This is a genomic window from Shewanella sp. SP1S2-4 (genome assembly GCF_031932075.1).
Lineage (GTDB): Bacteria > Pseudomonadota > Gammaproteobacteria > Enterobacterales > Shewanellaceae > Shewanella > Shewanella baltica.
This window is the reverse complement of record NZ_JAUOET010000048.1, coordinates 1-12,485: the sequence shown is the minus strand read 5'-3', so window position 1 is coordinate 12,485 and position 12,485 is coordinate 1. Positions and strand designations below refer to the sequence as shown.

General features: G+C 46.9%; 9 protein-coding genes and 1 rRNA gene. 8 read left to right on the top strand and 2 right to left on the bottom strand.

The genetic code is table 11. The annotated features are described in order from the left end of the window. Window positions 1-85: 85 nt before the first annotated feature. The 4 genes from rrf to Q4Q52_RS21970 all read left to right on the top strand — a co-directional run bounded on the left by rrf (window position 86) and on the right by Q4Q52_RS21970 (window position 4,692). Window positions 86-201: ribosomal RNA gene (gene rrf, locus Q4Q52_RS21985) — 5S ribosomal RNA — on the top strand. A gap of 1,268 nt (window positions 202-1,469) precedes the next feature. Continuing rightward, window positions 1,470-1,718 (top strand): OadG family transporter subunit, encoded by a 249-nt coding sequence (locus Q4Q52_RS21980; protein WP_311991678.1) that lies wholly within the window; start codon window positions 1,470-1,472, stop codon window positions 1,716-1,718. An 11-nt stretch (window positions 1,719-1,729) separates the two neighbouring features. Further along, window positions 1,730-3,553 (top strand): sodium-extruding oxaloacetate decarboxylase subunit alpha, encoded by a 1,824-nt coding sequence (gene oadA, locus Q4Q52_RS21975; RefSeq protein ID WP_311991677.1) that lies wholly within the window; start codon window positions 1,730-1,732, stop codon window positions 3,551-3,553. Window positions 3,554-3,561: 8 nt separating this feature from the next. Next, window positions 3,562-4,692, top strand: coding sequence for a sodium ion-translocating decarboxylase subunit beta (locus Q4Q52_RS21970; RefSeq protein WP_311991676.1), 1,131 nt, complete (start codon window positions 3,562-3,564; stop codon window positions 4,690-4,692). Window positions 4,693-4,806: 114 nt separating this feature from the next. Here the strand turns inward: Q4Q52_RS21970 and Q4Q52_RS21965 are convergent, their stop codons facing one another. Next, on the bottom strand, window positions 4,807-4,974 hold the full coding sequence (locus tag Q4Q52_RS21965) for a hypothetical protein (RefSeq protein WP_006080601.1): 168 nt from the start codon (window positions 4,972-4,974) through the stop codon (window positions 4,807-4,809). A 273-nt stretch (window positions 4,975-5,247) separates the two neighbouring features. Beyond that, the gene (locus tag Q4Q52_RS21960; RefSeq protein WP_311991675.1) at window positions 5,248-6,477 is read right to left on the bottom strand and encodes a dicarboxylate/amino acid:cation symporter; all 1,230 of its coding nucleotides are present in this window, start codon (window positions 6,475-6,477) and stop codon (window positions 5,248-5,250) included. A gap of 292 nt (window positions 6,478-6,769) precedes the next feature. On the opposite strand from Q4Q52_RS21960, the gene Q4Q52_RS21955 reads away from it, so the two are divergent. The 4 genes from Q4Q52_RS21955 to Q4Q52_RS21940 form a co-directional block, all read left to right on the top strand. Then, window positions 6,770-7,195 carry a YqaA family protein gene (locus Q4Q52_RS21955; protein WP_311991674.1) on the top strand — a complete coding sequence of 142 codons (426 nt, stop codon included), beginning with the start codon at window positions 6,770-6,772 and terminating at the stop codon, window positions 7,193-7,195. Between the two features lie 256 nt (window positions 7,196-7,451). Next, window positions 7,452-10,304: a pitrilysin family protein gene (locus Q4Q52_RS21950; protein WP_311991673.1), complete on the top strand. Its 2,853-nt coding sequence runs from the start codon at window positions 7,452-7,454 to the stop codon at window positions 10,302-10,304. Between the two features lie 184 nt (window positions 10,305-10,488). Beyond that, window positions 10,489-12,138, top strand: a complete 1,650-nt coding sequence (gene gshA / locus Q4Q52_RS21945) for a glutamate--cysteine ligase (protein ID WP_107402434.1) — start codon at window positions 10,489-10,491, stop codon at window positions 12,136-12,138. Beyond that, window positions 12,135-12,485: hypothetical protein (locus tag Q4Q52_RS21940; RefSeq protein WP_311991672.1), on the top strand; the 351-nt coding region annotated here is incomplete at its 3' end. The genes gshA and Q4Q52_RS21940, both read left to right, overlap by 4 nt.

Below are 12,485 nucleotides of genomic sequence, written 5' to 3'. Positions count from 1 at the left end.
AAGTGTGAACTCAAACAAAGCAAATCAGCTTTCCGAATTATTATTAACGTGGTCCAGAGATGGACACGGTAATAAACAGAATTTGCTTGGTGACAATAGCCTTGTGGAACCACCTGATCCCATCCCGAACTCAGAAGTGAAACGCAAACGCGCCGATGGTAGTGTGGGGTCTCCCCATGTGAGAGTAGGTCATCGCCAAGCATCCAAATAAACACAAAAGCCCTAGCCTAAACCGCTAGGGCTTTTGTGTTTATACGCTTCGCGAGAACCTATCTCGATGTCGGTCAATAAATGTTCCTTCAATATTGACACTTCCACCATCCATGGTGGTCGCCCCGCCGCTAAGCGGACTCCCCTGCTACGAAGACAAGCTTCTTCGCGTTCAATCATGGCTAAATACTACGTATTTATAGCGCTATGATTTCACCCCCATGTGAGAGTAGGTCATCGCCAAGCGCCTAATTATCTCATTGAGATGTAACGAAGCCAGCTGAATAAGCTGGCTTTTTTGCGTCTGAAATTTGCAGGAATTGATATATTTTCTTCCAACTTGCATTTTCCTTGCTATTTTTCTCACCAGCTCACCAGCTCACCAGCTCACCAGCTCACCAGCTCACCAGCTCACCAGCTCACCAGCTCACTAGCTCACCAGCTCACCAGCTCACTAGCTCACTAGCCATTTGAATTACTGAGTACATTTTCGATCTTAGGCTTTCTTATCTCGTTCTTGTCATAGTGCTATTACTTAATCTTGCGCATATCTAAAAGCCTAAGGTCTACTGAGGCAACACTCTTGCGTGTCTCTCAAGGTAACCGTTCGATACACAGATCGTATTGCCGGGCACTTCTCTGCGTTGATACCAAGGCGGATACTTAAGTTGTCAAAATGGGTGATTTAATTTGTTAGATTGAACCCATTCCTCTTCTTCAATCAATGCCTTTAGAACGACATTCCTTTTTTATCTTCTACCAGAATCAAATAGCAGTAACTTGGATTGTGAAATTTGCATACTTTTTCACTTGGTTTATTCCTATGTCCGTTGTCTTCAATTTAGGAATCATTTTTTAGCCTAGGACATCATTTCGACTTAAATCCAGCATAGTAAGTATTTCATTATGGAATATTGAATTAATGGCCCGATTTATGAGGATTAATGACTGGCCGCCTTTGAATTTATTTAATATTGGTAAGACCAATTTACATGTATATGGTTTTTTTGTTATCAATTGGTTATGTTTGTGGCGGATTAAGTTCAGCTTACTTTCTTGTTGCGTGATTTATTAGCTTTTAAATGTGATTTTTTATTCAAATGTTCTTTGGTTTGGTGGTCGCTATAGGTCTGTCTACGAGAGACCCATAGTTTGTAAACCGTTCAACCGATTGAATGTTGAACTTGTGATGCGATAGCGATGGTTTGGGGCAATCGTACTGTTGATAGGGATTGAGAGAGTAAGGGGGAGGGGGAGCTATGGAGGATGTAACACAATCTTTATTGGATGCCGTTGGCATTATGTTTTTGGGGATGGGCTTAGTATATTTATTTTTAAGTGTACTAATCCTTGGGATCCATGTGGTTGCGCGTGCCTCAGCACGTTTTGCTAAAAATCATGCTAAAAGTCAGCTGAGTGTAGCGCAATCTGATGTTAAGCCTTTAGACCCAAATGTGGTCGCTGCGATTTCACTAGCGGTAAAGCAGTATCGTTCACAGATTAAGTAATGGGGAGCAGTATGACTTTTGTATCTAGTTCTACGACGGCAGTGGCTAAGCCATTATTTTTAACTGATGTCGTTTTGCGGGACGCGCATCAATCTATTTTAGCAACGCGCTTACGCCTTGATGACATGTTACCGATTGCGCCATTACTCGATAAGATCGGTTTCTGGTCACTGGAATCTTGGGGTGGGGCGACGTTTGATGCCTGTATTCGTTATCTTGGTGAAGATCCTTGGGATCGGATTCGTGAGCTGAAAAAGGCGATGCCCAATACGCCACAGCAAATGTTGTTGCGTGGCCAAAACCTCTTAGGTTATCGCCATTATGCTGATGATTTAGTGACGCGTTTTGTTGAGCGCGCCCACACTAATGGCGTTGATGTATTTCGGATTTTCGATGCGATGAACGATGTGCGCAACCTCGAGACTGCGGTGAAAGCGGTGCGCCAAGTTGGCGGCCATGCGCAGGGGACGATTTCGTATACCACGAGTCCAGTGCATACCATAGAGACGTGGGTGGATATGGCAAAACGTCTCGAAGATATGGGTTGTGATTCTTTGTGCATCAAAGATATGGCGGGCTTACTTAAGCCGATGGAAGCGTTTGAGCTGATTAGCCGACTAAAATCCCAAACGCAACTTGTGTTATCTATGCATTGTCATGCGACTACGGGGTTGAGTACGGCCACTTATCAGAAAGCCATTGAAGCGGGTATTGACGTGCTCGATACGGCAATTTCGTCGATGAGTCAAACCTATGGACATACTGCAACTGAAACCGTTATCGCTATGGTGGAAGATACTGAGCGTGCCACGGGTTACGATATGGTGTTGCTTGAGGAAATTGCCGCTTACTTCCGTGACGTGCGTAAGAAGTACGCTAAGTTTGAAGGCGCGCTGAAAGGCATTGATTCGCGTATTTTACGCGCCCAAGTACCTGGTGGCATGCTGACCAATATGGAGAACCAATTAAAGGAGCAAGGCGCGGCCGATAAGATGGACTCGGTATTGGAAGAAATTCCCCGCGTACGTGCTGATTTAGGTTTCTTGCCGTTAGTGACGCCCACATCGCAAATTGTTGGCTCGCAGGCAGTCATTAATGTGTTGATGGGTGAGCGTTATAAGTCACTGACCAAAGAGACTGAGGGCGTGCTTAAGGGCGAGTATGGCGCAACGCCTGCGCCAGTCAATGCCGCCTTGCAAGCCAGAGTCTTGCAAGGGGCGCAAGCCATTACCTGTCGCCCTGCGGATCTATTAACGCCTGAACTGGCTAAGTTACGGCTTGAGTTGGTAGAGAAAGCGCAGGAACAAGGCATTCGCTTATCCTCAGAGCATGACGATGATGTGCTGACCTATGCACTCTTCCCACAAATAGGATTGCAGTTCTTAAAGAATCGTGACGATCCAAGCGCCTTTGAGCCTAAGCCTGAATTGACTGCGGCACTTGCTACTAATGCTGCGGATCGTGGCCCTGAAACCTACACTGTGACTGTCGAAGGGCAAGATTATGTGGTCGAAGTCGCCGCAGGTGGGGAGATTTCGCAAATCCAAGCACAGGGCCAAAGTGTGCATGCCGTGCAAACGGCTACGGCGAGCACTATGCCAACTGCGTGCCATGGAGAGATCAGGCTTGAAATGAGCGCGCCGCTGTCGGGCAACATCTTCAAAGTGCATGTTTCTCCAGGCGATAGAGTGTGTGAAGGCGATGTTGTGATCATCCTTGAGGCGATGAAGATGGAAACTGAAATTCGTGCTCAGGGCGATGGCATTATCGCTAAGCTCTGGGTGAAAGAAGGCGACTCAGTATCTGTGGGTTCTCAATTACTGGCCTTGGCGTAGGAGTCATTATGGAAGGTTTAATGGCTTTTTGGGCCGAGACTGGTATTGCCCATTTTACTGGTGGGCAAGTGTTGATGATGGCAGTGGGCGCTTTGCTCTTGTATCTCGCCATCGTGCGAGGGTTTGAGCCTTTATTATTGCTGCCAATTGGTTTTGGTGCAGTGCTGGCGAACATTCCCCACGCGGGATTTACCGAAGAAGGTGGCATGCTGTATTACGCCTATCATGTGGGGATTGAGACTGGGGTGTTCCCACTGTTGATCTTTATGGGCGTAGGCGCGCTGACCGACTTTAGTGCCTTGATTGCCAATCCTAAAACCCTGTTGTTAGGAGCTGCGGCGCAGTTTGGGATTTTCGCGACATTGATCGGGGCGATAGCGCTGAACTTAGTGCCGGGCTTTGAGTTCACCATGAAGGACGCGGCGGCCATTGCGATTATTGGCGGTGCTGATGGACCTACGGCGATTTTCCTCGCCTCCAAACTGGCGCCTGAGTTATTGGGGGCGATTGCGGTCGCGGCTTATTCCTATATGGCGTTAGTCCCGATTATTCAACCGCCGATCATGCGCTTACTAACAACCCAAGCTGAACGCGAAATTAAAATGGAGCAGCTGCGGGACGTCAGTAAAAAGGAAAAGATCATTTTCCCTTTGATGGTGCTGGGATTAACGATTCTCTTCTTACCTGCGGCCACGCCGTTAGTGGGCATGTTTTGCCTTGGTAACTTGATGCGCGAATCGGGCGTAGTGGATAGATTATCGAAAACGGTGCAGAACGAGCTTATTAATATCGTCACGATTTTCTTAGGGTTAGCTGTGGGCTCTAAGTTATCCGCCGATCAATTCCTACGACTGGAAACATTAGGGATTCTGGTTTTGGGTGCCTTGGCTTTCGGCGTTGGTACTGCCGCGGGTGTGTTGATGGCAAAGCTGATGTGTAAGCTGTCGGGCGGTAAAGTGAACCCGCTGATTGGCGCCGCAGGGGTATCGGCTGTGCCTATGGCGGCGCGAGTCGTCAACAAAGTCGGATTGGAAGCGAATCAACATAACTTCCTGCTGATGCATGCAATGGGGCCCAATGTGGCGGGGGTGTTAGGTTCTGCAGTCGCTGCGGGGATTTTACTTGCTGTTCTTGGGTAACGGATTGGGTTAATCACTGAGTTAACCGATTTGGGTTAACTGAGCTTTGAACATCTTCCAATCGTTAGCTCAGTTTGATCACTAAGGCCAACTCAGTATTGAGTTGGCCTTTTGCTAAGCCGTTAACCACATTAACGTGATAAGGATTAAAATCATCCCTTCACCTATGCCGATAATGTAGATAAAACCTCGTCTGCCTTGTTTTAGCGTGAGTTTGTTGGCTTTTAAAAATAACGCCCAAAACAAACATAGGATCAGCGGGATAAGGAAGAGTCTCGTCATTGTCTGTTCTGCTAAAATGTGAGTTAGAGTGGCTTCAGAGTCTAACAGCTTGATCTTATTTGAGTAACCTATTTTGCAGTTGATGAGGATCGTTGGAGTTGATTGGGGCTTTAAAGCCGACGGATTAAAGGCCGTTTGCTGGATAATAAAAAAGACCGCCTAAGCGGTCTCTTGATTTATATCATCTGCGTAATTTACCTAATGTTACTGGTGGTTTAGCGCAGTGGCTTCGCCCCAGTATTGTTATTGCTGCGAATTCACAGGTGTAATGTCTTAGTTATCGTTCGAATAAAACTGCGCTTCATCGAGTTCATTTTCTGATTTACCAATCACGACTGCTGTCATCATATCACCCGTCACATTCGTTGCTGTGCGGATCATATCGATAATACGGTCAATCGCGGCGATAAAGGCAATGCCTTCTAGTGGTAGACCAATCACACCTAAGGTCACAGTTAACATCACCATTGCACTTCCTGGCACGCCAGCGGTACCAACAGAAGCGACGGTCGCAGTTACTGCAATCATCACATAGTCCAGTGTATCGAGCGGAATATTGTAAATCTGGGCGATGAAGATAGCGGCAATGGCAGGGTAAATACCTCCACAGCCGTCCATGTTCATGGTCGCACCTAATGGCATCACAAAGGCGCTATAACGCTTTGATACGCCCATGGTTTCGACTGCGCGGGTGCTCGCAGGTAAAGTACCGAAACTTGAAGAAGTACTAAAGGCGACTAACTGCGCTGGCATAGCTTTGCGGAAAAATTGCAGTGGGCTTAAACCACCGACAAATTTCACTAAGCCACCGTAAACAAAGATGATATGGATAAAGGCGGCAATGTAGATAGCCCCAATAAACTTACCTAACGGCAGTAGAGTTGATAAACCGTATTCACCGACAACCCAAGCCATTAAACCAAACACACCGATAGGGGTTAGTTTTAAGACCATGCGAGTCAGTTGGAACATGACTTCTGCGCCCGCTTCTATGGTGCGTTTTAGCGGCTCAGCTTTCTCGCCGACTTTATTGATAGCGATACCCACTAACGCGGCAAACACGATAATTTGCAGTACCTTGCCTTCAGCCAGTGAGGCGAAAGGATTGACTGGTATCATATCGAGCAACACTTGTGCAAAACCGGGAATATTACGCTCGCGCACTTCCGTTGCCGTGAGCTGCATAGTGCCGCCCATGTCGATCATTGAACCTACGGCTAAGCCAATCAGCGAGGCAATCGTGCCTGTCAGCATGAACATGCCTAAGGTTTTAAGGCTCAAGCGTTTCAGGCTAGTTTGCGAGCCTAGCGACGTGATACTGACGACAATGGCACAAAATACCAAAGGCGCGACCAACATCTTAATGGCGCCAATGAACAGATCTCCGAGTGGTTTTAGCACTGTAGCGCTTTCACCTAAAATAACGCCAACGAGCGCACCTAAGATAAAGCCTGCTAAGACTTTTTGCCAAAACGGAATGCGGCTAATGGTTTGAAGGATCATGCATATTCCAGAAAAATAAATTAAGAGTGAGCCAATAGACCTGCGATGATAGGATTCGTATTCAACGAGTTGAGCGTGATGTTAACGCGCTCTCAGTCATGCGCATGGTCATTGATTGCCATAGTTAAACCATTGTATCGACAGAGCTAGGGTTATAACAAACCGTTTTTCTTATAACTTATTGTGATAAGTGAGTTTGTTGTAAAAAGATTAAGTGAAACATTCAATTAACCCATGAAAAACCTTATCGCATTAAATACAAAAAGAGAGATTTATCATTGAGTAAGCCATTATGACTGAGTTAGGCATTATGTTCTCCGGTGCTTTTTTAGCGGCGACTTTGTTACCGGGGGGATCTGAAGTCTTACTTGTGGCGCTATTAAACAAAACTCCAGAGGCTTGGGTTGCGCTGGTCGTGGTGGCCAGTATTGGCAACACGTTGGGCGCGATGACCAGTTTCTATTTAGGCCGCTTAGGTCGCCTAGCAAAATCACCAGAAGCGTTAGCGACAGGTAAACACGCAAAGGGGCTCGCCTTGATTGAACGCTACGGCATGTGGGCGCTATTACTCTCATGGGCACCGGTTATCGGCGATATTCTCTGTTTATTGGCGGGCTGGGTGAGGTTACCGCTAATGTCCTCTTTGCTGATGATTTTAATTGGTAAAACAATTCGTTACTTAATTGTTGCCGCTGCCGTGCTGCAATGGATGGCATGATGGCGTTAGGATGCATTTAATGGTCAAGGGCGGGGAGTGTTTTTCCGTTTAGACTGAATTTACTGTATAGATAGGAACTTAGTGTCAATTTTGCGAGTCATAAATCCCAATGCTTAATCATTTAAGCGCACTTTATTCTACGGACTTTGACTCAGCGGACTGTGAATAAGCGTACTATGACTAAGCGCATTATGACGCTACACAGCGATGACTATACGCAGCACTATGATTATGAAGCTGTATTTTTGACCCATTGATGTATGAGGGGAATGTTTTGAAGAAATGGATATTAGCGGTCGCAATTTCTGCCGCACTCGCGGGCTGTGCATCTGAAACGACTACGGCGAACTTGCCCGCAGGCGTTAAACTTATCGAAAATGTGCAACTGGCCGATTCGCAAGTAGGGATACCCTACAAAAAGTACCAATTAGCCAATGGGTTAACGGTTATTTTGCATCAAGATGATTCCGATCCCTTAGTGCATGTCGATGTTACTTATCATGTGGGCTCTGCCCGTGAATTGGCTGGCCGTTCGGGTTTTGCGCATTTATTTGAACACATGATGTTCCAAGGCTCGCAGCACGTCGCCGATGAACAACATTTTGAAGTGGTTACCGAAGCTGGCGGCACCTTAAACGGCACGACCAATACCGACAGAACCAACTACTTTGAAACCGTGCCCAGCAATCAATTAGAAAAAATGCTTTGGCTTGAGTCGGACCGTATGGGCTTTTTATTGCCAGCGCTCACCAGTGAAAAATTTGAAGTGCAGCGCGAGACAGTGAAAAACGAGCGTGCGCAACGTATCGACAATCAGCCCTATGGCCGCATGAGTGAGCGTTTTAGCCAAGCCATGTATCCTGTCGGTCATCCTTATTCTTGGCCTGTGATTGGCTGGCCGGACGATCTTAATCGTGCCACAGTTGATGATGTTAAACACTTTTTCCAACGTTGGTATGGGCCTAACAATGCAACCCTGACCATAGGTGGCGATTTCGATGAAATGCAGACCTTAGCCTGGGTGAACAAATATTTTGGTGAAATCCCACGCGGCCCTGAAGTCTCTTTAGAGCAAAAGGCGCTGGTTAACTTAGATAAAACGCGTTATATCTCCATGGAAGATCAAGTGCACTTGCCCTTGATCCGTATTGGTTTCCCAACCGTATACGCAAGGCATCCTGATGAAGCTGCGCTCGATCTGTTAGCCAATATTTTAGGCGGCGGCAAAACATCCTTGTTATATAAAAACTTGGTGAAGGATGGTTATGCCGTGCAGGCCAATGTCAGCCACCCTTGCCAAGAGCTTGCGTGTCAGATGTCGATTTATGCTTTAGCTAATCCTGAAAAGGGCGGCAAACTGGCGGATCTGGAGCAACGTATCCTCGATTCTATTAATGAGTTTGAGCAACGTGGCGTTACCGATGACGATCTGCAAAAAGTCAAAGTGCAGTTTGAGGCCGATACCATTTACAGCCTGCAAAGTGTTTCTGGCAAAGTGTCTGCCTTAGCAATGAACCAAACGCTATCGGGCAATCCGAACATGATAGCTTCAGATTTGAGTCGTTATGCCAATGTGACCAAAGACGATGTGATGCGCGTGTTCAAGCAATACATTAAAAATAAGCCTATGGTGGTGATGAGTGTGGTGCCGCAGGGTATGACGTCGCTTATCGCCCATGCCGATAACTTCACGCCCGCGATGCTGCCTATTGCGCAAACGGCGGTTGAAGGGGATTTGCCAAAGCCTGAACTTGTTTCAAGTTTTGATCGGACTAAGATGCCCGCATCTGGCGCCGCACCTGTGTTAAAGGTTCCGACAATATGGACAAAAACCTTAGCCAATGGCATAGAGGTCATGGGCACGCAAAGCACTGAAACGCCAACGGTTGAGCTGATTGTGTACCTTAATGGCGGCCATAGACTGGTACCAGTTGAAAAAGCGGGTTTAGCGACGCTGACCGCAGAAATGCTTAACGAGTCGAGCCAGAAACGCAGCAGTGAAGCGCTTTCGCAAGCGTTAGAAATGCTCGGCAGTTCAGTCGACTTTAGTGCCTCTGAATATCAAAGTGCGATTAAAATATCGACGCTGACAGCGCATTTAGATGAGACGCTGGCGATTATGGAAGAAAAGCTCTTCCAGCCAGCCTTCAACGAAGCGGACTTTACCCGAGTAAAACAGCAGCAGTTACAGCAGATCCAGCATATGCAGTCCGATCCTAGCTACCTTGCTGATACGGCGTTGTCGTCTTTGTTATACGGTAAAGACAATGCCTTAGGCGTGAATGACATAGGTACGCTCGATTCAGTCTCGGCGCTCACGTTAGCCGATGTAAAAGCGTTTTATGCCCAGCAGTATCAAGGCGGTAACGCTAAAATCGTCACAGTCGCCAATTTACCTGAATCAGTATTATTGCCTAAGTTAGCGGGATTGAGTCAGTGGCAAGGGGCCGCAGTTGTGGTGCCGCCACTTAAGCCATTCCCTGCATTAAAAGGCGGTACGATTTATCTGATTGATAAACCTGGCGCGGCGCAATCGGTGATCAATATCGCCAAGCGCGCATTGCCCTATGATGCCACAGGCGATTACTTTAAATCTTACCTGATGAATTATCCGCTAGGCGGCGCATTCAATAGTCGTATTAACCTGAATTTACGTGAGAATAAAGGTTATACCTATGGTGCTCGCACCAGTTTTGCGGGCGGCGCTGAAGTCGGTGATTTTGTCGCATCAAGTAACGTTCGCAGTGATGTGACGGCGAAAGCACTCACTGAGTTTGTAAAAGAAATCAGTGCGTACCAGCAAAAGGGTATGACGGATACTGAACTTGCCTTTATGCGAAATTCAGTCTCGCAAGGCCAAGCACTTGATTATGAAACGCCGTATCAAAAAGCGGGCTTTATGCGAATGATCCAACGTTACCAATTGAGCCAAGATTTTACGACTCAACAGGACAAGATCATTAATACTGTAACAAAAGATGAACTCAATGCCCTCGCGGCTTCCGAGCTAGATATCAATAAAATGGTGATTCTAGTGGTGGGAGATAAAGCGAAAGTCGAAGCAGATTTAGCGGCGTTGGGCTATCCAATTGAAACTTTAGTATTGTAAATTGGTATTTCGCCCTTATATAGGTGAGAGGCGGGTACGTTAATTAACGACTATTCGTCACATATTTACCGGATTTACATCGAAAGACGGTGACAGCATTAGCTGTCACCGTCTGCTTTTAACAGTACAAGTTGTGAATTTGGCTTGCCCCACAGACAGGTTTAGATTTATTTTGAGGCGTATTTTGCAAGATAAGCCTCAAAATAAAGGTCTGACTGTTAACCTTGTCGCGATAGCGAATCACCAATTAGAGAAGCGCAAATTGAAGTCATTCAATGAATTAGTACAACATCTCTCGGACGCCCATGGGCGCACCGCACTCTTGGGTATGTTACGTGGCATAGAACGTGAGGCGTTGCGGATTGATGAGTCGGGTTATCTCGCCACCGATTCACATCCTGAAGCCTTAGGCTCAGCGTTAATGCATTCGCGTATTACGACGGATTACAGTGAAGCCTTGCTCGAGTTTATTACTCCGGTAAATAATAATGTTGAGCAATTGCTAAACGGATTAACTGAAACTCACGCCTTCAGCGTGCGCCATTTAAATGGCCAGCGCCTGTGGCCGGTGAGCATGCCTTGTTATGTGAAGGACGAGAAACAGATCCCCGTTGCCCGTTATGGTTCATCAAATACCGGTATGATGAAAACCTTATATCGTAAGGGCTTAACCTATCGTTACGGCGCCTTGATGCAGATTATTTCTGGGGTGCACTTTAACTTTTCGGTATCGCAAGAGTTATGGCAAAGCCTGTACGAATTGAGCGATAAGCAGTTAAGTTACGATGATTTTATTTCAGAATCCTATTTTGGCTTGATCCGTAACTACCGCCGTTTAGTCTGGGTGCTACCTTATTTATTTGGTGCTTCACCAGCGTTATGTAGCTCTTTCATTAAAGATCAAAAAACCGATCTCAAGTTTGAAAAAACGGGTCACGGTACTCTGTATCTACCCTATGCGACTTCGTTGCGTATGAGCGATTTAGGCTACACCAACAAAGAGCAAGAAGAGCTGAATATCAGCTATAACTCTTTGCCTGAGTATCTGGCTGGCGTGAATGCGGCCATCAAAATGCCTTCGGCAAACTTTGCCAATATCGGCGTTAAAGTCGATGGTGAGTATCGTCAGCTCAATGCCAACGTATTGCAGATTGAAAACGAGTTCTACTCGCCAATTCGTGCCAAACGGGTGACGCGCAGTGGCGAGAAGCCGTCAGAAGCCTTAGCCCGTGCAGGGGTTGAATACATTGAAGTGCGTGCTTTAGATGTTAATCCATTTAGCCCGATTGGCATTGAGGCGACCCAAGTGCGCTTCCTCGATTTATTCCTGCTCTATTGTTTATTAACGCAGTCGCCTAAGTCTGAAGCCAGCGAAGAGGCGAGATTAAGCGCGAATCTTAAAGCTGTAGTGCTTGAAGGCCGTAAACCTGGGCTTGAGTTATTAACCGCAGACGGTTCACGTTCGCTTAAATCTTGGTTAGAAGAGTTGTTTGATGCCCTGCAACCTTTGGCGGTATTGCTCGATGGTGAGGCGACGGATTATCAAGTGGCGTTAGCCCATTGGCGTAAAGCGGTTGAAGATCCTAACTTGACCCTGTCGGGACAAGTGCTGCAAAACGTGATCAACAAAGGCCAAGATCATGGTCAGTGGGTGATGACGTTGGCGCAGCAATACTATCAATTCTTTGTCGATTATCCCTTGTCGAGCGAGACTGTTGCGCAGTATCAAGCCGAAGCATCCAGCTCACTTAACAAGCAGGCCGAGCTAGAAGCGGCGCAGCGTTCAGTTTCGTTTGATGATTATCTGGAAGATTACTTTGGAGCTCAGTCGTGAAAGAGGGCTCATTCTCTTTCACTCGCTTGAGTATCAGCGCAGCTTTGATTGGGGCCAGTGCCTTATTATCAGGCTGCGCCGCTTCACCTGAAGATCCACTGGGCTGTGGCACTGTGTCGGGTTATTTGCAGCCCGATGCCAGTACTCACTGGTATCGCGTCGTCGTGACCCATTTAAACGGTCAGGCAGTGGTCTCTAAACCCAATTATCAGCTAGCGCCCGGCGAGTATGAGTTTACCGTCGCGGAGCTGATTGATGATCCTAGCTTGTCGGTCACGCTTGCCGCTCGAACGCCTAAGGTATTTAAGCTCAATGTCGAGAGCCACCAGCGTTATCATATCGGTGCG